The 20531-nt window shown below is 59.5% G+C and carries 18 protein-coding genes and 3 tRNA genes; 5 read left to right on the forward strand and 16 right to left on the reverse strand.

Features of this window, described 5'->3' with window-relative positions:
* Nucleotides 1-336 precede the first annotated feature (336 nt).
* The 4 genes from GOQ28_RS02160 to GOQ28_RS02175 are packed head-to-tail and all read right to left on the reverse strand — an operon-like array spanning nucleotide 337 to nucleotide 4697.
* A complete protein-coding gene (locus tag GOQ28_RS02160; RefSeq protein WP_442862070.1) occupies nucleotides 337-1230 on the reverse strand; it encodes an EamA family transporter in 894 nt (297 codons plus the stop codon).
* 57 nt (nucleotides 1231-1287) lie between these two features.
* Nucleotides 1288-1902, reverse strand: a complete 615-nt coding sequence (locus tag GOQ28_RS02165) for a malonic semialdehyde reductase (RefSeq protein ID WP_202109606.1) — start codon at nucleotides 1900-1902, stop codon at nucleotides 1288-1290.
* A 29-nt stretch (nucleotides 1903-1931) separates the two neighbouring features.
* Complete coding sequence (locus tag GOQ28_RS02170) at nucleotides 1932-3662, reverse strand: N-acyl-D-amino-acid deacylase family protein (protein WP_160355265.1); 1731 nt, start codon at nucleotides 3660-3662, stop codon at nucleotides 1932-1934.
* A 15-nt stretch (nucleotides 3663-3677) separates the two neighbouring features.
* Nucleotides 3678-4697 carry a Bug family tripartite tricarboxylate transporter substrate binding protein gene (locus GOQ28_RS02175; RefSeq protein WP_236844196.1) on the reverse strand — a complete coding sequence of 340 codons (1020 nt, stop codon included), beginning with the start codon at nucleotides 4695-4697 and terminating at the stop codon, nucleotides 3678-3680.
* Between the two features lie 150 nt (nucleotides 4698-4847).
* On the opposite strand from GOQ28_RS02175, the gene GOQ28_RS02180 reads away from it, so the two are divergent.
* Nucleotides 4848-5810: a LysR family transcriptional regulator gene (locus GOQ28_RS02180; RefSeq protein ID WP_160355266.1), complete on the forward strand. Its 963-nt coding sequence runs from the start codon at nucleotides 4848-4850 to the stop codon at nucleotides 5808-5810.
* A 147-nt stretch (nucleotides 5811-5957) separates the two neighbouring features.
* On the opposite strand, the gene GOQ28_RS02185 is transcribed toward GOQ28_RS02180, so the two are convergent.
* The 4 genes from GOQ28_RS02185 to GOQ28_RS02200 form a co-directional block, all read right to left on the reverse strand.
* Nucleotides 5958-6042 (reverse strand) — tRNA-Leu (locus GOQ28_RS02185).
* A 103-nt stretch (nucleotides 6043-6145) separates the two neighbouring features.
* Nucleotides 6146-6715, reverse strand: a complete 570-nt coding sequence (gene secG / locus GOQ28_RS02190; protein WP_160355267.1) for a preprotein translocase subunit SecG — start codon at nucleotides 6713-6715, stop codon at nucleotides 6146-6148.
* Between the two features lie 18 nt (nucleotides 6716-6733).
* The gene (tpiA, locus tag GOQ28_RS02195) at nucleotides 6734-7480 is read right to left on the reverse strand and encodes a triose-phosphate isomerase (RefSeq protein WP_160352030.1); all 747 of its coding nucleotides are present in this window, start codon (nucleotides 7478-7480) and stop codon (nucleotides 6734-6736) included.
* Nucleotides 7481-7576: 96 nt separating this feature from the next.
* On the reverse strand, nucleotides 7577-8554 hold the full coding sequence (locus GOQ28_RS02200) for an NAD(P)H-quinone oxidoreductase (protein WP_160355268.1): 978 nt from the start codon (nucleotides 8552-8554) through the stop codon (nucleotides 7577-7579).
* Nucleotides 8555-8674: 120 nt separating this feature from the next.
* On the opposite strand from GOQ28_RS02200, the gene GOQ28_RS02205 reads away from it, so the two are divergent.
* From GOQ28_RS02205 to GOQ28_RS02220, 4 genes are all read left to right on the forward strand, one after another.
* Nucleotides 8675-8764: transfer RNA gene (locus GOQ28_RS02205), tRNA-Ser, on the forward strand.
* A 3-nt stretch (nucleotides 8765-8767) separates the two neighbouring features.
* Nucleotides 8768-8852, forward strand: a tRNA-Leu gene (locus tag GOQ28_RS02210).
* Nucleotides 8853-9088: 236 nt separating this feature from the next.
* Nucleotides 9089-9730, forward strand: a complete 642-nt coding sequence (locus GOQ28_RS02215; RefSeq protein ID WP_160355269.1) for a DedA family protein — start codon at nucleotides 9089-9091, stop codon at nucleotides 9728-9730.
* 174 nt (nucleotides 9731-9904) lie between these two features.
* Nucleotides 9905-10933, forward strand: coding sequence for a hypothetical protein (locus tag GOQ28_RS02220; RefSeq protein WP_160355270.1), 1029 nt, complete (start codon nucleotides 9905-9907; stop codon nucleotides 10931-10933).
* A gap of 34 nt (nucleotides 10934-10967) precedes the next feature.
* Here the strand turns inward: GOQ28_RS02220 and GOQ28_RS02225 are convergent, their stop codons facing one another.
* From GOQ28_RS02225 to GOQ28_RS02260, 8 genes are read right to left on the reverse strand one after another with little or no spacing between them, the layout of a single operon-like run.
* The gene (locus GOQ28_RS02225; protein ID WP_160355271.1) at nucleotides 10968-11450 is read right to left on the reverse strand and encodes a hypothetical protein; all 483 of its coding nucleotides are present in this window, start codon (nucleotides 11448-11450) and stop codon (nucleotides 10968-10970) included.
* Between the two features lie 30 nt (nucleotides 11451-11480).
* Nucleotides 11481-11849, reverse strand: coding sequence for a DUF4150 domain-containing protein (locus GOQ28_RS02230; protein ID WP_160352025.1), 369 nt, complete (start codon nucleotides 11847-11849; stop codon nucleotides 11481-11483).
* 10 nt (nucleotides 11850-11859) lie between these two features.
* The gene (locus GOQ28_RS02235; RefSeq protein WP_160355272.1) at nucleotides 11860-12912 is read right to left on the reverse strand and encodes a pentapeptide repeat-containing protein; all 1053 of its coding nucleotides are present in this window, start codon (nucleotides 12910-12912) and stop codon (nucleotides 11860-11862) included.
* Nucleotides 12909-15548: a DUF2169 family type VI secretion system accessory protein gene (locus GOQ28_RS02240; RefSeq protein WP_160355273.1), complete on the reverse strand. Its 2640-nt coding sequence runs from the start codon at nucleotides 15546-15548 to the stop codon at nucleotides 12909-12911. The genes GOQ28_RS02235 and GOQ28_RS02240 overlap by 4 nt, the downstream gene beginning before the upstream one ends.
* Before the next feature lie 2 nt (nucleotides 15549-15550).
* Nucleotides 15551-16519, reverse strand: coding sequence for a hypothetical protein (locus GOQ28_RS02245; RefSeq protein ID WP_160355274.1), 969 nt, complete (start codon nucleotides 16517-16519; stop codon nucleotides 15551-15553).
* A gap of 12 nt (nucleotides 16520-16531) precedes the next feature.
* The gene (locus GOQ28_RS02250) at nucleotides 16532-17545 is read right to left on the reverse strand and encodes a hypothetical protein (RefSeq protein WP_160355275.1); all 1014 of its coding nucleotides are present in this window, start codon (nucleotides 17543-17545) and stop codon (nucleotides 16532-16534) included.
* A 35-nt stretch (nucleotides 17546-17580) separates the two neighbouring features.
* A complete protein-coding gene (locus tag GOQ28_RS02255) occupies nucleotides 17581-18573 on the reverse strand; it encodes a hypothetical protein (RefSeq protein WP_160355276.1) in 993 nt (330 codons plus the stop codon).
* Nucleotides 18574-18599: 26 nt separating this feature from the next.
* Nucleotides 18600-20480 (reverse strand): type VI secretion system tip protein TssI/VgrG, encoded by a 1881-nt coding sequence (locus tag GOQ28_RS02260; protein WP_160355277.1) that lies wholly within the window; start codon nucleotides 20478-20480, stop codon nucleotides 18600-18602.
* Nucleotides 20481-20531 lie beyond the last annotated feature (51 nt).

Consider the following 20531-nt stretch of genomic DNA (forward strand, 5'->3'; position numbering starts at 1 on the left):
GCGCAACGAGGAAAGCCTCCCGTACGGCGAGGCATTTCCTTTATGTATGGCGGTCAACAGTACGCAATAACCCCAAACGGAGCAATAGAATCACCAGCATTTAACGATTATTAAATGTCGCCGGTGTGGCGCGTACGCCCTGGCGCAGCGCAGCAAAACCCCAAGGAGCGAAAGCTTTGGCAAGACAACTTCATTTTCAGCAAGACTGTAACGCCCCAAGCCCTGCCCTTGGCAATCGCATGTCCGTCTTCGCCTATCGCCAGAGGCATTGCAAACGCCGTGCGATCCATCACGGTGTTAGCTGCGCACGTGCGACTCATAGCAGGTGTCCGGCGCTTAGCCCCGAGCCATACGCCTTTTGGCCGCCCACTGATTAATCGCCAACCCGAACAAAATGGCGATCACACCGAGCCACTGCGCAAGCGCCAACTGCTCGTCGAATGCGACCGCCGCCGCCCAAAGGCCGATCACGGGCACCAACAATGAAAATGGCGAGATGCGTCCGGCATGATGACGCTGAAGCAATCGCGTCCACAGCGTATAGGCCAGCAAGGTCGCAAACAGCCCCAAGAATAAAGATGCGAAAGCTTCCCGCCAGCCCAGGTTCAACAAACTACTCATGGTTGCATCGGCACCATCCACGCCGATAGCCAGTCCGTAAAACGGGAGTAGGGTCACCGCACTGCTCCACACCACGAACGCAAATGGATCGTACTTAGCGCCCGTGTTGCCAGCAAAGCGGACGACGAGATTCGATAGCGCCCACATCAGCGCAGCGCCGAGCGTGAGCACAAACCCGAGCATGGTCATCTGACCCGGCGCGTCGCCATGCGCCGAAGCAATGGCAGCCAAACCCATAGCCGCTATCGCGAGGCCCAACCACTGCAACGGCGCGCCTCTTTCGCCGAGCAGGGGAACCGCCAGCAGTAAGGTGAATAGGGCTTGCGTCTGCATCACCACGGAAGCCATACCGGCTGTCATTCCCACCGCCAACGCCGTGAACAACAATCCAAACTGTCCGATGCCTTGAACCAATCCATAGGCCACTACGAATCGCCATGGCACTGTCGGAGCACGCACAAACAGCAGAAATGGTAATGAAGCGACGGTATATCGAAGCGCTCCGAGCAGCATAGGACTGAGCCCATGCAAGCCCCACTTCATCACAACGAAGTTCAGACCCCATATGATCACGACGCCAGCGATGCAAAGCACGTCGCCTGCAGACATCCGCACATGGGCGCTCATGACGACGACAATCCATTCATGCCGTAGCCCCGATAACCATTAATACACGACACAGGCTTCCTCGAAATCCAATCGCGGCAGCCGTGGAAAGGGAGCGGGACAGCCATAACCCAGGTTGCAGACAAAATTGACTTCCACAGGCTGGCCCGGAAAAAACGTCTCTGCGACCGCGTGCGCGTCAAATCCACCCATCGGGCCGCAGTCCAGCCCCAACGCGCGCGCCGCCATAATAAAGTAGCCTCCCTGCAGACTGCCGTTACGCAAGGCGGCCTCTCGCGCGGCCTCTGGCGTATGGTTGAACCACGAGGCGGCACCCGGTTGATGGGGAAAGACTTTCACCATTTGCTCGTAGAACCGCAGGTCATAGGCCACGATCGCCGTCACAGGGGCCTGCCGCGTAGGCGCGACGTTACCCTCATCCATGAGCGGCAATAGTCGCGCTTTCGCCTCCGCGCTTGTGACGAATGCCACACGTGCGGGTTGGCAGTTTGCCGCCGTCGGTCCCATGCGCATGAGTCCGTATAGCGTTCTTAGCAGATCCATTGGAACGGCGCGATCCTGCCATTCCCGAATCGACCGCGCGTCGCGAAACAGCGTATCCAGCGCTGCCGCATCGAGCGGCTCGCGCAGGTCATCGGTAGCTTCCTTCACCATCATGTTTGCCGGCCTCCCATCCGATGCGATCAGGCTCGTGCGCCACGCGGCTGGCCCGTACGGCCTCCCCGCAGCAGTTTGCCGGGTAAAGCTCCCGTGGCCTCACCGCGCTCAAAAATCGGCATGCCGTTGACCAGGGTCGCCACATAACCATCGGCGCGCTGTATCAAACGCCGGCCTCCTGCTGGCAGATCGAAAACCATTTCGGGACAATGCACTGTCACGGCAGCGGGGTCCACGATATTGATATCGGCCTTATAGCCTTCGCGTAGCAAACCGCGATCGTGCAGGCCATACACCTTGGCCGTATCCAAGGTTTGGCGTTTCACCACATGCTCCAGCGACAGCAATGGTCCACGTTTACGATCGCGCGTCCAGAAACTCAGCATAAACGTGGGCATACTCACATCGCAGATATAGCCACAATGCGCCCCACCGTCCGAAAGACTGTTGACCGTGTTGGGATGCTGCATCAGCTGGTGCAGATGGTCCAGACTTTCGTACGAGTAGTTGAATGACGGATAGTACAGAATGGCCTTGCCATCATTTTCCAGCATCAGATCGTAAATGATCTCGAGCGGGGGCCTTCCCGTGCGCTGCGCCATGGCTGCCACGCTTTCGTGCGGCTCGGGCTCATAGTCGGGCTGCTCGCCCAGCCGGTAAATCTTATGGAAGCTGCTAAAGAGTGTGCGTGCCCGGCGATCCAGCAGACCGCGTTCCTCTTGCATGATGCGAGCGCGCACAGCGGGGTCGCGCAACTGCCGGAGTTGCTCATCGAATGGCAGCTTCTGCAATTCGATATACGTCGGATGCGCGATAAAAGGATGCAACGTGCTCTGCCACGAAAACAAGATTCCGAGCGGCCGTCCGCTGATCCCCGCCATCAGGGGGAGGTTGTCCGCATGCGCGCGGTCCAATGCGCGCGCAATCTCCTTCCATACATCGGGCGCCCCATCGGTCTGTTGCAGATTGAACAGCACAGGCAGCTTATTGCTGCGGGCCAGATGCTCCAGCCACGGCAACTCAGCCTCCATGGCCGGATGATTGGCCGTCATCTGGAACACGCCGTGGCCGACTTCGCCAAGCACGCCCCCCAAGGCACTGAGCTCCTCGTCCGTGGCGAACGTGCCCGGCGGGTACTTGCGCTCATCGTATTTATGCAGGAACGTGCGTGACGTCGAAAACCCCACGGCGCCGGCCAACATCGCCTCGCGCACGAGCTCGCGCATCTGCAGCAGGTCCTCGGGAGAGGCCTCATCATGATGCACGCCCCGGTCGCCCATCACATATGCGCGCACGGCACTATGGGGAATCTGTGCGCCGATATCCAACGCTTTCGGTCGACGATCCAAGGCATCCAGATACTCGGGGAATGACTCCCAGTCCCATTGAATGCCCTCGGACAAGACGGTACCCGGGATATCCTCTACACCCTCCATCACCTTGATCAACCACTCGCGACGATCGGGTTTGACGGGTGCAAAGCCTACGCCGCAGTTGCCCATGATCGCTGTCGTCACGCCATGCCAGGTCGACGGACTCAGGTACGGATCCCAAGTCGCCTGCCCGTCGTAGTGGGTGTGAATATCGATCCAGCCCGGCGTCACCAGACAGCCATCTGCGTGGATCTCGCGGCGCGCCGCGCCCGCCTTACCTCCCACTTGCTGGATGATGCCGTCCCCGACAGCCACATCACCGGTGTAGGACGGCTTTCCCGAGCCGTCGACAATCAAAGCGCCACGGATGACGATATCGTGCATGATTCCTCCAGATACTCAATCAAGCGAGAGATTGGCGCCGCGAATGACCTCGCCCCAACGGTCGTAGTCGCGCCTCACAATATCCGCATATTCCTTGGGTCCAACGCCACTGACCTCATTGCCTTGCGACACGATGGCTTCAGTCACCTGTGGTGTATTGAGCGCATTGCGAAACACGGTCGCAATGCGTTCGGCGGTTTCGGGCGGCACGCCACCGGGGCCAAAGAGGCCTTGCCAACCCACAATGTTCAGGCCCTCGATACCTTGCTCTTGCAGGGTCGGCACCTCCGGCATCACCGCCAATCGCTTATCCGAGGCAGGCCCCAGAACCTTTACCTTGCCCGCCTTGGCGTTTTGCACAGCGGTGCTCGTGCCATCAAAATAGATCTGTACGTCCCCTGCCAGCAGGGCAAGCGAAGCGTCGGCCGTCCCTTTATAGGGAATGTGCACAATGTCTGTGCCGGTACGCATCTTGAGAATCTCGCCGTTCAGATGGGACGTCGAGCCCGGGCTATACGATGCGTAGTTCAGCTTGCCCGGGTTCGCCTTGGCATACGCCACCATCTGCTCAGTGGTATCAAACGGTGCATCCTTATTGGCCACCAGCACGGTGGCGGAACGCACGGCTTGCAAAATGGGCGTGAAGTCCTTGAACGGATCGTAGGACAGCTTCTTATACAAATGCGGATTCTGAGTATGCGTCACCACGATGGTGTATAGCAGCGTATAGCCGTCGGGCTTGGCGCGGGCCACTTCCTGCGCACCGATCATGGTGCCAGCGCCCGGCTTATTGTCGATGATGACGGAAGCACCAGTCTGTTCAGTAACCTTGGCTGCTAGCAGGCGCGCCAGCGAGTCAGATCCTGAACCCGCCGGAAACGGCACCACTATGCGTATCGTCTTGCCGGCCGCAGGCCAGGTGCTGTCCGCCTTCGCCTGCGCGGGCGCACCGACGAGCCCCGCGACACAGGTCGCCATCATGAGTAGCCGTGCACCGGTTGCACGCACACGGTCAATACAAGATATCGCTTTCATCACTCTCCTCCGGCCAGGCCGTCTTTTCTGACAGCTCAATATCATTACGCTTGCGTTTCGGTCGTTGCCGATACCGCGCCGCTACTTTATAGTCGCCTTGCCCATCCTGAATCCAATGCATATTGGATTCACTTCCCATGATAAAAACTCATGAGCCTTACTCTCCGCGGGTTGCAGCAGTTTTTGGTGTTGAGTGAAGAGAGACACTTCTCGCGCGCCGCGCAGAAGCTGCATCTCACCCAGTCGGCGCTGAGTCGCAGTATTCAAGCGTTAGAGGATGATGTGGGCTTGACTTTATTGGACCGCGACCCCGCTGGCGTCAAGCTGACGCAGGCCGGCGAAATGGTGCTGACCCGCGCGCGGCGCATCCTGGCCGAAACAGCAGAGCTGCAACGGCATGCGCGTCGACTCAAAGGCTGCGAATCAGGTCAAGTCAACCTGGGTGTGGGTGTATTTCCGGCAGCGACATTCTTGTCGCCACTGCTTAAGGAACTGGCACGCACCCGACCGGATATCCAGGTGCATGTCGAAATTGAAAGCTGGCAACGCCTTCGCGAAAAGCTGCAGCACGACAAACTCGACTTTGTCGTCGCCGTGACGCACAGCCTGCCGCCGCCCAAAGACTACACGGTTCACCCGCTACCCCCACAGCACGGTGGCCTGTTCGTGCGCGCGGGGCACCCCCTGCTCGCGGTACCGCCACGTCGTCTGCGCGCGAGGTTGGCGGACTACCGCCTGGCAGCCACGCAGTTGCCACAACGCGCGCGCGCCTATCTGGCGAAGCTGTATCAGGTCGCCGATCCCGACGATCTGCCGATTGCCTGCGAATGCGACAGCATCTCGACGCTGCGCGAGGTTGCCCAAGGCAGCGACGTCGTGCTGTTTAGCACCCGCGAGTCCATCGCTGAGGCGCTCAACGAAGGCAGCTTGCAGTCCCTGCCCGTGTCGCTCCCGGCTGCGGCCTCCCTGCGATTTAGCGTACTTCATCATCAGCGACGCACCCTGTCGCCCGCAGCGGAACTGGTGCTCGGAATGATTCAAGATTTACTAAAGCGCGGAGGGCGCGCCACCAGCGCATCCACGCGACAGGATGTCGGCACAAGCGGCGCTTAACGCCGTTTAATCGGGCCCAGTGAAGGCTCCGTGGGTTAGGCCTTTTAATGCGTATGGGGCAGGATGCAAAAAACCCGCAGAACGCGATGTTCATGCGGGTTTTTCAGTAAATCATCAGGCGTTTTGAAGCGCACTGATTTGGAATCTTGGTGCCGACGGCGAGACTCGAACTCGCACAGCTTTCGCCACTACCCCCTCAAGATAGCGTGTCTACCAATTCCACCACGTCGGCTTGGGTCTTGCATTTCCTGTGTCGATATTCAAACCAGGAAAGTCGCGCATTCTAGCACGATTTTTCGGCTTGAGCCAATTGGCTCAAGCTTTCTTGCTGTCAATTATTGCGCCGGGCTCTGTTGAGCGGGCTGCTCGGACGACGGCTGAGCAGCTGGCGCGTCCGCGGGCTTATCAGCGGCGGTCTCGGGCTTGTCTGCCGCGGGCGCCTCGGGAGCCTTCTCGGGAGCCGCCGGTGCTGCTGCGGGTGCCTCAGTGGCAGCCGGAGCGGCATCAGCAGGCGCCTGCGTCTGCGGAGCGGCCGGCACGGATGGTACCGATGCGTCGGACTGCGCGGGCGCGGTTTGCGGCACGCCAGCACCAGGAATCTGCGGCACAGAGCGATCAGCCGGGAAATCCTGCATCACGCCGGATTCCATGCCGCCAAACGGCGATACCGAGTGGCTCATGTACGCCAGACCGAGGGTCGAGGCAAAAAAGACCACGGCGGCCCATTTGGTCATGCGCGACAAAAAGTTAGCCGCGCCAGTCGCGCCGAACAGACTGCCAGCCGAGCCGCTGCCAAAGGCAGAGCCCATGTCGGCGCCTTTGCCCTGCTGCAGCAGAACAAGGACGATAATCGCCAGCGCGGACACAACCTGTACGCCCAGCAAAAGAGTGAGTGTCAAAGACATTAAAAAGACTCCGGAAACTTAGGCTGCGGCAATCCGCAGGAATTCTTCAGCGACCAAGGACGCGCCGCCCACGAGGGCGCCGTCGATATCCGGCATCGCAAACAAAGTGGCAGCATTTGCGGCCTTGACGCTGCCGCCGTACAACACGCGCACCTGGCCGGCGCCCTGAGCCCGCAATGCGAGACGAATCGCACCGTGAACCTCTTGCGCCTGCTCGGGCGAAGCGCTTAAACCCGTGCCAATCGCCCATACCGGCTCGTAGGCCAGTACCATGCGTGACAAGGCATCCGCGCCCAAGGCCAGGACCGGCGCGAGTTGACGCTCGATGACGCTCAACGTATTGCCGGCTTCGCGATCCGCCAGCGACTCACCCACGCAGACCACCGGCGTCAGGCCCGATTCCAGCGCGGCGCGCGCCTTGTCAGCAACGCCCTGATCGGTCTCGCCGTGGTAGGTGCGCCGCTCGGAATGCCCGACCAGCGCCAAACGGCAGCCGAATTCCTTCAGCATGGCGCCGGAAACTTCGCCCGTGTAGGCGCCTTTGGCATGCGCGCTGACATCCTGTGCTCCCCACGAAACGGCGCTGCCTTCCAGAACGGAAGCAGCCTGAGCCAGATATGGAAACGGCACGCACACACCGATTTCGCAGTGTGACGCCGGATCGGCGGCGCGCAAAGCTTCGAGCAGCGCAGCGTTTTCGGCCAGGTTGCCGTGCATCTTCCAATTGCCCAGCACGAGACGGGCGCGGTTTTCAACTGAGGTCATGGCGCAAACGGGTTAAGGGCAACCTGGGCGACAAAACCCAGGTCAAACCCAAGATTGTATCCTGAATAGCTGCAGCTACGCTGAACGCCGTGTTTATTACACAGTCAGGATGATTTTGCCTATGTTTTCGCCGGCCTCCATCATCGCATGGGCGGCCGACGCCTGCTCCAGCGGGAACGTGGCGTGGACTATCGGTTTGATACGACCCTGCTCCAACAGCGGCCAGACGTGCTGACGCAATGACTGCGCGATTGCGCCCTTGAACGCCACCGGACGTGGGCGCAGCGTCGAGCCCGTGACCGTCAAACGCCGCCGCAGAACCTGATTGGCGTCGATCTCGGAACGCGCGCCACCCAACAACGCGATGATCACGATACGCCCATCGTCGGCCAGACACTTCAAGTCGCGGTTAATGTAGTCGCCGGCCACCATGTCGAGAATGACATTGACGCCCACGCCACCAGTCGCCTCGCGCACGACTTCAACGAAATCTTCCGTCTTGTAGTTGATGCCGCGAGCCGCTCCCAAGGCCTCGACCGCCCGGGCGCGTTCGTCGCTGCCCACGGTGGCATACACCGTGTTGCCCATCGCGCGGGCCAGTTGGATCGCCGTGGTCCCAATGCCGCTCGCGCCACCGTGCACCAGCAGGGTTTCGCCAGCTTTGAGCGCGCCGCGGTCGAACACGTTGCTCCAGACTGTGAAATACGTCTCGGGCAAGCCCGCTGCCTCGATCTCCGAGAGGCCTGCGGGAATCGGCAGGCACTGCTCAACCGGCGCCACGCAGTATTCGGCATAGCCGCCGCCCGCGATCAGCGCACAGACCTTGTCGCCAACGGAGAAGCCCCCGGCCGCTGCATCTCCGCCCACGATTTCGCCGGCGACTTCGAGTCCGGGGAGATCGGAGGCTCCGGGAGGCGGCGGGTAGCTTCCCTTGCGCTGAGCCACGTCGGGGCGATTCACGCCGGCCGCCGAGACCTTGATGAGGACCTCGCCAGCGCCCGCCTCAGGCCTGGGCCGCTCGACGGGCACCAGGACCTCGGGGCCGCCAGGCTGGGAAATTTCTACTGCACGCATAGTTCGCCTCCTCGTGTAAATCGATTATTATTGCGCCCTTTACGGAAGATCCAAACCCGCTGAATTCGTCGTCTTTGCACGCGGGACTTCCAGACTGCGGTATCATCCGCAGCGCAGAACGGAAGTGTGGCCGAGTGGTTGAAGGCACCGGTCTTGAAAACCGGCAAGGGTTTGCGCCCTTCGTGGGTTCGAATCCCACCGCTTCCGCCAACTGCACCCATGGCGAAATTGGTAGACGCAAGGGACTTAAAATCCCTCGCCTTCGGGCATCCCGGTTCGATTCCGGGTGGGTGCACCATCATTTCACGCTTCCCTTAGTCTGATTTGCGGACATTCCTGCGCTGCACATCAGGCTTGCCGTTGAGCGCTTCCCAAAATACTCACATCGGGATGGCATGATCGGGGGTCGCATGACGACATTCCCGACCACGAATTTTCTCCGTTACAACCCGGCACCTTGTCGCCAGCAAACGGGCCAACGGGGCCTGTCGCCTCGCGGTAACATGCTTGGCAACTTGTGCTGACCTCCCCCGCATGGACGCTTTTTTCGACCAGATCGGTAAATTCATCCAGACCAACCAGGACTGGGCAGGGCCGATCATATTTTTGCTGACGCTGGGCGAATCGATGCTGATTATCGGCATATTGATTCCCGCCACGGCGCTGCTGCTTTTGACCGGCGGCTTGATTGGCACCGGCACCCTGTCGCCGTGGAGCCCTTTGATCTGGGGAATCGCCGGGGCAATCGTCGGAGACGCGATTTCGTACGCTTTTGGACGGTGGCTGGGGCCGACGATGTTGCGCCGCTGGCCGTTCAGTACACAACGCACCGCCGTAGCGCGGGCGAGACTGTTTTTTTCCCGGTACGGGTTCGCCTCCGTGCTAATGGGGCGTTTCCTCGGCCCGTTTCGTTCGACGGTGCCCACGGTCGCGGGCATCATGGCCATGAAGCACGCGCGCTTTCAGCTGGCTAATGTGATTTCGGCGGTATTGTGGGTGCCGGCCATGCTGGCTCCCGGCTATTTGGCAGCGCGTAGCGTTGGGGCGCTACAGGATACGCAACACGCGGGCCTCATTATCGGTTCCGTCTTGTCCGTCGTCTTTGGCCTCGCGCTGATTGTTATGTTCCTGCGTAAACGACCGCAGGCAGCTCACGGACGCTCGCGCCGGCGCTGATCTGCGCAACCCGGTCAAGGGATCGGGACTTACCCTGATGTGGACCTCGTGCTCCCTAGGGCGCACGCGGAGAAATTTGTTCGCTTTGCCGTTCCGCCAGCGAAATGCTGGAACTCGACGTAGCTTGCTGTTACTCAAGGACAACAAGTCTTTCTAACGGGCGGCGTTGACACTATGAACGACTTTTCACTGCTGAGCGTTTCACGCATCGTGCATATCGCACAGTCGCAAAGCATCGAACAAGCCAGGCGGATGCGGCTAGTCGACAAGATTATCGACGTGCTTGCAGGCGGCATACGCCGAGAGGCGATAGAAAGCTTGTTCGACTGCATCGCCTCCATCAAGGTGAACCCGTGGTACCACGAAGACGACTCCGGACGTCTCAACAATGAAAAGGAAAGGCTGAAAAAATTCCTGCAACTGCGCAGCCTTGCGCCGCAAGAACATCGTCATCAATTCAGATTCGATATCTGGAACCACATCACGGGCGCGGTGGGTTGTAGCTTTCATATTGGCGATGCGGAGATATACCGTAATGATCGCATCTACGGAATCTTCGACGAGGCCGAGATCTGGAAACTGTTTGCGCAAAAGCTGAGGCTGGATCTGGAGGACGCGGTCAATACCTCAGATACCTATGCCACGCTGCGCACGCTGGACGAGGCTGACGCGTTCATATCACGATCCTGGCCGATGAAGCGTATGACGGCAGAACAACGCCGCGCCTTCCCCGGCGAGCAGATGGCGGAGATCTTCAAGGATTTACCATCAGAGACCAAGATGCGCGTGTTGGAAGTCTGCAATGGCGAGTTTGGCAAGCGCATCCGGGGGGTGCTGCGTTTCGCGCACGAGACGCTGATGAAAGCTGCCGAGCAACCGCAATCCGCGCCGCGAGCTGCTATACGCAGTGCGGCCGCACCCAAAACCGTGAGCCTGAGGCAATGGGCGAGCACGGGAGAACGATTATCCAAACCGCTCGCGTTGGAGGCTCTGCTTCATCAATTGCTGGCCGTATGCAGCGCTACGGTCGCGGACGAAACAGCGGCGCAAGGCGTCAACCTCAATTCAGTCGAAGGTGCAAAGCCAACCACCCCGCAAAGTCTGCCAGCCGTGACGCTGATTAATCATCTTCAGCTTACAGAGGCGGAGAGGCGTGCCTTGCATGCGATTGGCGTTCCAGACCCGGTATTGCGGTTGATCTAGGGCACTGTCGTGGTGGCGCTTCCCGCCTATGGCGTCATCGCCGTATGGCGGGAAACGCGCCCTCGCCTGTCACCACCACCTGAGCCGGCTTGTCGCCAAACTTGACCGGCAGAATGGACCCCGGCGCCAAACGCGCTGATGCTTGCGCACTGAACAACTGCGTGACCGATGTATCGAAGTCAGAGGTATTCGCCCTGTGCGGTTGCACACGCAGCGTCAGCGCATACCAATGGCGGTCCCTGCCCTCTTCGGGCGAACCGATACGCTTGGCGGTGAGGATCCGGGCATCACCAGACTCACCGTGATGCCGAATGCGGTGAGCCAGGTCGTTGATCAGGTGGCTGCGTACAACGATTAATATGTGCCCGAGGAGATACAGGGTGAACGCCCAGGACAGATCAGGCGCGTTCGCCGGCGTAGCCAGGTAAATCGCCTGGTACAGATAGGCGACGAGCACGCCGCCGCCTGCCAGCATAAAGCCCACGCCCGCGACCGTGGCCAAGCGATAAAGCATCATGGTTCAACTCACGTCGCAATCGCCGTCGCATCAAGCCGTCAGCAGAACCACTTTTTTCTGCCCGGGCTTGAGAAAGCATCCTAGCGTGTTCCAAAGATTCTGCAGCGCAAGACATAGCCAGCGAATCACCACGCCACCACTGGCCACCACGGTGGCCGCGAAAAGCGCGATCGTGGTGCCCAACATAAACAAGGTACCCGAAGCAAGCCCCAGAACCCCGGAAGGCAGATCGATGGTCAAGGGCGCCACCGACCATATGTTGTGGGCAGGCCGATTCTTGATAAAGACATTGGTGGTGGGCAGCTTCATCAAGTTGAGCATATCGTTCTTGGAAACGCCCGTCATATACGGCCCGAGTCCCGGGCTCTTGCCACTGTCCATGCTGCTCCATAGAGGCATGATGTTCTCCTTAAGGCGATGATGCGCTTCGTAACTCGGCCTCGAACAACTCGTCGTCGCGCTCGATGGCACCGGGACGGGTTTTGATCGAATCCGAGTCGGTTAACAAGCGATGAAATTTGGTGCGGTTCAAGGTAACGCCCTCAAGTCCGCATTGATGCAAGCGTGAGTAGGAAAAATCGGCAAACGCCAGACTTGCTCCGCCGAACTCGCAGCGCTCGAACGAGGCTTTCTGGATCGCGGCGAGATTCAGGCTCGCGTGGGCGAACCCCGACCGCACGACGACCGCGCCATTCCAGATACCTTGATCATAGACACCATGGTCGAAACAACACTCCTCGATCTCGGCGTTGATGAATAGCGTGTTCGGGACGTCAGCCCGCGCGAAATTCACCCGCCTCAGTTTGCTATCGCTGAAATTGCAGGCGGCCATGCGCGCATCCGAAAAGTCGACGTCTTCCAGCGTCGCCTCGTTAAACTGCGAACCCGTTAGATCCTGCGCGCGAAACTGTCGGCCTTTAACGCAACATCCGGAGAACACGGCATCGCGCAGCAAGGCGGCATCGAAGGACACTCTGGACACATCCAACTCGTAGAACACCGCATTGCTGAGGTCGCACTCGCTAAAATCCGCGTCGGCCAACCGGCTGTCCGTGATGTTCGCGCCAGCCAGGTTGGCGCCTCGCAGCGAGGCTTCTTGCAGGTCGCATTCCGTCAGATCCAGCTGTGCGGCTACACAGTGGGAAACGGTGGCCTGCCGCAAATCGCAGCCATTGAACGACGCCTCCGTCAGATCGCAGTCGCTGAGCATCAGGTGCGCCAACTTGCAGCGTTGAAAGCGTGATCGGGAAAAGTCCGTGCCCTGCGCGGACATCCGCGAAAAATCGCATTCCACGAAAAGGCAGTCGTTGAATTTGCTCGCGATCAGACGCGCATCGGAGAAATTCACCGCGTTAAACATCATCCCGGTCAGCGTGTCGCCCTCGAAGGAAACCCCCGCGAGATCGAGATCGCGGATGAGCTCGAGCGTATCGGATTTACTTAATACAAACTCCTTACTCATGATTCACGTCCATCCATCCGATGACCGCCATCATGAAACGGCGCCAATCGAGTGCGGTGCACATAGGCGCGGTCCGTGCGTGTGGAGGCATCAAGCACGGTCTCGCTCATATCGGCACGGAAAAGATTGCAGTCAGATAAATTGGCGCCGATAAACCGGGCTTTCTGGAAAGACCCGTGCATCAGGTTGCTGCCTGACAAATCCGCCATATCGAGGTTCGCGCGTATGAACATGGCCTGTGGCGTCTTGATCCGACGCAAGCGGCATCGCTGCAGATTCGCGAGCGACAGGTCAGTCTGCTCAAACACCGACTCCGAAAAATCCACATTGACGAAAGACACCTCGCGCAGCATCGACTGACGAAAGTGATTGCGCGTGAGCTCGCAATCGTTAAATGAAACATCCTCATAAAACGACGTTTTCGTAATCTCACACTCCGTGATTGCCACTTGGGCAAAGGCACTGTTCATATGCGCCGCGCTCAGCATCTTCGTACGATGTATCGCCACATCGTTCAGCGATGAATCGTTGAAATTGCTTTTTTGCAGCAGGCTGCCGTTGAACTCGCACTGTTCGATCTTGCACTCCTGAAACGACACGTTCACGAGTCGCGCGCCGTCGAAAACGGTTTCCGCAAAAAGGTTCTTCTTAAAATCAAAGTTCTCGATCGACGCGTGGATAAAGCGGCATTGCCGGAAAACCGTCAGCCCCTCGGAAATGAGCCCGCGCAGCGACACCCCTTCCATCGAGACACCGTCAAACGTCGCTTCGCTGATGTTGCAGTCGCGCAGCTCAACATCATCCATGCGGCAATCGGCGAATGTGGCGCGAGCAAGTACGGTGTGATCAAACTTGGCGCCCGTCAGATTGGCGCCCGTAAAGTCCGCGTTTTCCAGCCACGTCTCTGTGAAATCGGCGCCCGAGAAGTCCATGCCTCGCAGGTCGGCGCCCGTGAGATTCATCTTGCTCAGATTCTTTCCCAAGCGATAACGCTGCTCGGCACGTTGACGCAACACGTGGGCGCGATGATCTCCGACACGCGCCACGCCTTCCTGGAAATGGACCGAGTACAGATAGACCTTGTTGAGTGAACGTCTCGTGGTTGCCGCTGCTTGACTAAGCGTATCCATGCCCCGGCCCTTCGGCGACTCGCGCAACACGGCGCGGGTTGCTTCACGCTGCCGCGCGGTCTTCAGCACTTGCTGAAATGCCTCGGCGCTAGGCGGCCCGCTCACGGGCAGCTTAGGCATGTCGTTGCGTCCGCTCTGAAAATCCAAGCTCCGATAGATATCCGCGGTCGCTTGCTCTTGCCGGGTCGGCACGGCATCGGAGCCCGACGCGGCGGCGAACGCCTCGTCGCGTTGTTTCGCCAGCTCCTGCATCGCCTCGGCCTGCAACTTGTCGTGCTGTGCCACCATCTCGGGCAAATCGGCCAAGGTGACGGGCTTGATGGGACCGACGAATTTCCCTTCAGGGTACCCTTGGCGTTCCTCCGACATGCGCGTCATCTTGGACAGCATGGCATGGTCGTCGGCGGCAAACCGCTCTATCCACGGCGCGAGCATGTCGCCCGGCATGAGCTGCTCGTCCCGAAACACGTGTAATGCGGCTTGCTGCAGATCGCATCGGTCCCGCATCACGCGCGCATAATCCTCGAGCGCGCGCGGCGCGTCGCATTTTTCCATCGCGGCCATGATCACATCGACGTCGTACGCGTCGTCGGTAGCGATCTCGATATGACCGTGAAAGAGCAACAGGTAGCTGCTGCGATGAGGAACGAACCACACCGTGGTGGGCTTAAGGCGAATCTCATCGATCGCATCCTGCACACCACGGCGTTTGATAAAACAGCGCGCCCGCACCGCAGGCAGCTCGCCAGACCAGCATTGGCGTTCGGGATGCATATTCCACATCTCGAACGTCTCGTCCATCCTCAACGCGTCGCGGTCCTGCCAGATTTGGTCTTCAGGTGCGGCGTTAAAGGCGGAGAACTGCATGTTGTCGAAAAACCCAATGCCCACGCGTTCTATCCAAGCTTGATCGCAGCTGCCCATTTTTTCCAAGCGCTGCGGCCAATCCATCCGGATCTGCCCAAGATTAAACGGTGGGACGCGCTGTCCTTTACGATGAATGCGCGCAAGCGGCGTTTCTAGATTGGGGAGACGAATCGCCGACAAACCATTTACCTCGATGGGATCCAGGCCGGTACCCAGCGGGTTGAGTTCGAAGTCGCTGCCGCCAAACGCATTGCTCCACGTCAGCGGCATTTGCTCGAATGGCTGCGCCTTCGTGATCTCGTCGCCATTCCAGTACCGCTCGCCGAACACCAGGCCTTCCTTGACCTTGTCCGCGACCCGCGCGCGCACCATGCAGCAGGTCTTATCCTTCTGGTGCGCGGTATAGGCATAGCCGCTGACCAAAAATTCCGGATGCGGCTTGGGCATGATGCTGTCGAACATCTCGTCGCAGTCCAGCTCGGGCAGCACCTCGTGCAGCAGCGTGTATTCAGGCAGAAACCGAGGCTGATCATCGACGTGCTCAACCAAGGCTGCGATCGTGACGGCCAGATACGTCCCGTCGCGCCAACGATAGGGACGCGGCATGACCATCAGACGTAGCGGTTTGATTGTCTTCATGTTCAGCTAAAGTTCGTGCGACCGCGAGCGTGGATGCCGACCAGGAATTTATCTTTCCGTTTGCGGATATCCTCGTCTGTCAGGTTTGTTTTGGTCGTGCCGAGTAATGCCACGTAGAAGTCCGCAGCGAAGGCCACTTCCTTCACGGCGGCAAGCGAAATGATCTTGCGAGAATAGATGGCAGTGCTCAACGGCGTCACGCTAAATCCCACCAAGGTCGTGAAAACGGGGGCTGGCGCTTCCATGGTGTAGCCTTTGATATAAAGCCCTGCCGACCACTCGCGCTCGCTCACGTCCGTTTTCGCCTCGGCCCGGTATTCCTCGCACTCGATATGAAGCTGGCCGGCAGTAGTCTGGATAAAACTCCCGCCCATGGTCCAGTCCGTTTTGAGACTAACCTGTTTGTCTTCGCGACCGAGGTAGGTTTCGTACACCATCCCTTGCACGAGCGCTTTGAGATAGCCGAAAATTTCAATACCGGGGCCACCGGCGGGGTTGCTGCTGACGGCAGCCGAAACCGCCGTCGCCGCGCCCGCATAGGCAGCCATCTGAGGCGATGCACCGCTGCTTAATGCGTCGCTTGCCGCCGCTTCGGCCGTGGCACGGTCCGCCCCCGCATCCTGCGCCGCGTTTCCCGCCGCGGTAGTCGCCAGCTGCCGCTCTTGTTCTGCCGTCAGGCCGCTTTGGCTTTCGACGTAGGCTTTCGCCTGGTTTGCCGCGACACGCGGGTCTGAAACCGCCGTGCCGACCAGCCCCTGAGCCAGATAAGGAACATCCATGCCGGGACGAGATGCCAGCTGGTCGGCTGCGGCTTCCACCGCCGACTGTGTCACCGTGTCTACGCCATAGCGTTGCAAGATGGGAGACAGCTTGGTCGATAACGGGACGCCGTCGGCAAAATCCAAGCGCGCGACTTCCTCCACCGCGCGAGCCGCATTCGAGTTGGGAATGACATTGAAAGGTCCACTCATGGCGCCTCCTCCCTAGCCGAGGAAATGGCGGCCGGACGTGAGGGTTTCCCGGATCATCACGTAGGCCTCCAATGCCGTCATACGGTCGTCGTGTTTTGAAATTTTGGATCTGGTCTTCGCGAGATCGGAGTCGTAGATCGCCAGATACACGCGCAGCCCCGACAGGGATACAGAGCCGCCACCGGCCAAATGTTGTTCCTTGCCATACTGCGTTGTCCACCCATAGCCGCTGACGGTGAGCGGCGTCCAAGACACATAGCTGCCGCCGTATATCCCCTTGGCTTCGCCAGGATGGGCACGCACCACTTCGCTCACGCCTTTCGTTTTGATCTCATCGGCTTCGATATGCAGTTTTTGCCCGTTCATCTTGTATGTCGTCGTGCTCAGATGCGAATGAATCGCCGAGCCGGTGACCCGCATTGTCTCGGTGTTTTTGAAGAAGTATTCCGCATCGCCATGCACCAGCATGTTGAAATAACCGAAGATGGAAAAGGAGCCAGCTTCAGGCATCGCTTGCGCCAACACCGAGACCACGGCTGCGGCCGCTGCCTGACTGGCCGTTGCACCGCGCGCAAGATATTGATCCACCGCTTGCTGTAGTGCCTGCGACGACTGCGTATCTGTGACGCCGGAAGCTTGCAAAACGGCATTAGCTTCTTCATAGGCAATAGCGCTGTGTGCGGCTTCGGAACCTGGCGCGCCTTGCTGCCGCAATCGCGCATCCACACGTGCGGCTGCCTGACTGGCCGCGAGATTCGGGTCCGCCAACGTAGTGCCGACGATATTCTCGGCGATCAGCCCCGCGCCCCCCGGGTCCTGCTGAGCCAGCACTGCCGCGCTGCGGCTGGCGGCCGCGGCCGTGACGGGATCGCCACCGTACTGCACGATTTTGGCCTTGACCGCCTGCTCCAGGGCACTGGGGTCGATGTCGGGATTCCCCCGCACAAACTGCCCTATCTCATCGACGGCTTGCGCCGCCCTCGACCCCTCCAGTACCCGAGGAATATTTGTATAAGGCTCTGTCATGCGTGTCTCATGGCTCCGACGCGTTACCCGTCCCACTAGATGAAGATAAGAAGTATCGACGCCGCCATAAAGCAGACGTTGGACTTCCTCGTCATGGCATCGGAGTTTTCGTAAGTGAATGCTTGAATCCCATCGCGCGTGAGTCCGCGGGTCGTCATCTTGAAGGCCGCGCCCACCTTGACGGGCGCCATGTGGATGTTCACACCCGCGACCGCCGCATTCAGTCCAAAAAGGCTGTGATAGTCATCTGTCGTCGTGGTGGTAGACGAAAGCCCGAGCGTTGCCGAAAAGATCGAACGTGACGAGCTCTTGCTCTCCGACACCTTGTTGATCTCAAGCGATGTCGGCTCGATCAATATCGTGTCGGCCGTCAGGCGCACGTTGGTAGCCTTGATCTTGACATCGCCTTGATGCGTATAGGTGGTAGGCCCCTTGGTCGTTTTGATCTGCGAGCTTTGAAACGTCAGATCGACATAGTCGTGGACGGTCACCTTCAAGCGTCCATGGATGTCCAGGCCCGCGGGTAATAGCTGACCGCCGGCGGCTGCATTCGCAATGGCAAGCTCAGCCTGTGCGGCGATTGGGGCTGGCACACCGGCCGCGCCCATACTTTCTGCTGCCTCTTGCATCACGGTCTCGGTAGTCGCGAGCTCGTCGGCCGATAGCCCCTGTTGCGGCAGGTCGGTATAGGCTTTGACGTCGTCCACGGGCGGCACACCAGGATCCGCCGTGTGCTGTCGCTTCAACAGATCCCGAGCCTGATCTTGAATTCCACTCCTGGCGGATATCGCGTCCTGATGTGCACCCGCGCCCGCCAACGTGGCAGACGTCTCGGGATCCATGCCCTGTTCCAGATACCCGCGCGCGCGCTGGGCAGCCTGATTACCAATCACGGGATCTCCCCCCGCACCGCGCTGCGCCTGACGCGCCACCACGTCGGCGACCTGAGAGGGATCGGGGTTTGGACCTAGCGCATCGAGGTCGTTGCGGACACCTTGTTCAATGGTATCGATCAGATCATCGGACATGACGCTCCCTGGGGCCGGCTAACCACTCAGCCCACATTACCGAAGATAGTTTTCTTGAAGTCCCCGATCTGTACGGAGCCAAACGCGCCCACGAGATAGTGACCCACGGCGCCGATCTCGGTATTCGCCTGCGCGCCGATCCGAGAGGTTGTCACGGTCCCCGTGGTGGAGGTGATGACGTTGCCCGTGGTGTTCTCCATGACCTGTCCGACCGTTTCAGCGGAGTAGTCCTTGCGGTTGACCGTAGTGGGACCATTGAGTGTCACGTTGGTCTCATCGGCGATTTCGACCGTCAGCGTCTTGGCCTTGATGCTGTAGTTGCCTCCCACTTCGAGGGAGTAGTCGCACCCCACCACATGACTATGATTGTTGTTCACCTCGTGACACATGTCTTTCTGTGCGCGCTGATGCACCAACTCCGCGCCCAGCGTGTCATCGAAGATCATCATGTTGCACATGGTCGGATCGCCATATACCGACTGACTGCGGAAACCACTTTGCGTGGCGCAGGCGGGCAGCTCGACCGGCGGCATATTGTTGGCGTTGTAGACGCGGCCCAGCACGATAGGTCGGTCGGGGCAGCCACCGATAAAGTCGACCACCACTTCGTCATTGATACGCGGCAATTGCAGTCCGCCGAAACCGCCGCCCGCCCAAGGGCTGGATACGCGTACCCAGCACGAACTGCTTTCATTGCGTTGGCCGTATCGGTCCCAGTGAAACTGCACCTTGATACGGCCGTATTTATCGGTCCAGATCTCTTTACCCGCGGGGCCCACGACACGAGCCGTTTGCGGGCCATGCGTGCGAGGAATAGGTGTCACGCGTGGGGCGCGATACTGGACGTTCGATGGCAGCGCGGAAAACGACGCTTCGTAGAACTCCTCCAGTCCTGAGTCCGTTGAATAGCCGCCCACGCTCATGCGGTAGTTGACCGACACGACAAGGTACTCGCGATTCTCGGCCTTGCGCGGGTGATTGCGCAGCGTAAACAGCGCGCCGGGCGCAAGACCTCGCGCATTGGACAATCCCATGCTTTGCTCTTGCGTGCTTTGCAGCTCCTCCAGACGGATGCGCGCATATTGTTCGCCGTGCTGCGCCTCCTGAAAACCGCCCTGCCATTCGAAAACCTCGAGATTTCCAGGCTCGGATCCGCCTTTGCGTCGCGACATCGCGTCCAGGCTCGCACCCGGTTTGGTGAAGTCATAGTCCACGGTGGCGTAGCCATCGGGGGTGACCTGTGCTGCGACCTCCCACATCGACACGTATTCCTCTTTTGGCGTCGTGACGCGGTCGGGGCCGAAATAGGGAATGGTTTCATAGCCCGGCACCGGCGCGTGCGAGGCGATGTCGTCGGTCATCACCAGCGTGTGCTGGTCACGTTCATGCTTGAAGTAGTAATAAATCCCCTCGTGCTCCATCAAGCGGCTGACGAACGCGAAGTCCGTCTCCTGATACTGCACGCAGTACTCCCAGGACCGATAGCTGCCGGTGAGTTTGAGCTCGAATGGATAGCCATATTCTCCCAGCACTTCCTTGATGATGTCGGGCACCGTTTTCTGCTGAAAGATCTTGTTGTCCGAAGTCTGGGTTAAATACCAGAGCCAAGGGCGCACCGTGGCGCGATAGATATAGTGGCGCGATACGCTGTTCTCGCGGCCCACCATCACGCAGCGCGTGACCTGTCCGCTCAGATAGCGCGGCGACGACGTGGTCGCCAGCTCCAGGGTCAACGGTTTGCCTAGCAGTGCCCGCAGATCCAGATTGAAGTTATCCGCCAGCAGCTCGACTTCGAATTCGAACAGTTGCGACAGACCCTCGTGTCCCGTCATCTGGCGAAACTTCAGGCCTGGAATCGCAGTGTGCGCGATGATAGGACGGGTTTGCAGCAAGCTAGGAATATCCACGGGATTCTCCATATACGATCTGCGACCGTTCTCTCGGTGGAGTGCTTGACG

Source organism: Bordetella sp. 02P26C-1 (genome assembly GCF_009763255.1).
Taxonomy (GTDB): domain Bacteria; phylum Pseudomonadota; class Gammaproteobacteria; order Burkholderiales; family Burkholderiaceae_B; genus Bordetella_A.

Excerpts from the sequence above, each read along its gene's own strand:
- GOQ28_RS02160 (WP_442862070.1), bottom strand. The coding sequence starts at position 1,230 with ATGTCTGCAGGCGACGTGCTTTGCATCGCTGGCGTCGTGATCATATGG.
- GOQ28_RS02165 (WP_202109606.1), bottom strand. The coding sequence starts at position 1,902 with ATGGTGAAGGAAGCTACCGATGACCTGCGCGAGCCGCTCGATGCGGCA.
- GOQ28_RS02170 (WP_160355265.1), bottom strand. The coding sequence starts at position 3,662 with ATGCACGATATCGTCATCCGTGGCGCTTTGATTGTCGACGGCTCGGGA.
- GOQ28_RS02175 (WP_236844196.1), bottom strand. The coding sequence starts at position 4,697 with ATGAAAGCGATATCTTGTATTGACCGTGTGCGTGCAACCGGTGCACGG.
- GOQ28_RS02180 (WP_160355266.1), top strand. The coding sequence starts at position 4,848 with ATGAGCCTTACTCTCCGCGGGTTGCAGCAGTTTTTGGTGTTGAGTGAA.
- secG (WP_160355267.1), bottom strand. The coding sequence starts at position 6,715 with ATGTCTTTGACACTCACTCTTTTGCTGGGCGTACAGGTTGTGTCCGCG.
- tpiA (WP_160352030.1), bottom strand. The coding sequence starts at position 7,480 with ATGACCTCAGTTGAAAACCGCGCCCGTCTCGTGCTGGGCAATTGGAAG.
- GOQ28_RS02200 (WP_160355268.1), bottom strand. The coding sequence starts at position 8,554 with ATGCGTGCAGTAGAAATTTCCCAGCCTGGCGGCCCCGAGGTCCTGGTG.
- GOQ28_RS02215 (WP_160355269.1), top strand. The coding sequence starts at position 9,089 with ATGGACGCTTTTTTCGACCAGATCGGTAAATTCATCCAGACCAACCAG.
- GOQ28_RS02220 (WP_160355270.1), top strand. The coding sequence starts at position 9,905 with ATGAACGACTTTTCACTGCTGAGCGTTTCACGCATCGTGCATATCGCA.
- GOQ28_RS02225 (WP_160355271.1), bottom strand. The coding sequence starts at position 11,450 with ATGATGCTTTATCGCTTGGCCACGGTCGCGGGCGTGGGCTTTATGCTG.
- GOQ28_RS02230 (WP_160352025.1), bottom strand. The coding sequence starts at position 11,849 with ATGCCTCTATGGAGCAGCATGGACAGTGGCAAGAGCCCGGGACTCGGG.
- GOQ28_RS02235 (WP_160355272.1), bottom strand. The coding sequence starts at position 12,912 with ATGAGTAAGGAGTTTGTATTAAGTAAATCCGATACGCTCGAGCTCATC.
- GOQ28_RS02240 (WP_160355273.1), bottom strand. The coding sequence starts at position 15,548 with ATGAAGACAATCAAACCGCTACGTCTGATGGTCATGCCGCGTCCCTAT.
- GOQ28_RS02245 (WP_160355274.1), bottom strand. The coding sequence starts at position 16,519 with ATGAGTGGACCTTTCAATGTCATTCCCAACTCGAATGCGGCTCGCGCG.
- GOQ28_RS02250 (WP_160355275.1), bottom strand. The coding sequence starts at position 17,545 with ATGACAGAGCCTTATACAAATATTCCTCGGGTACTGGAGGGGTCGAGG.
- GOQ28_RS02255 (WP_160355276.1), bottom strand. The coding sequence starts at position 18,573 with ATGTCCGATGATCTGATCGATACCATTGAACAAGGTGTCCGCAACGAC.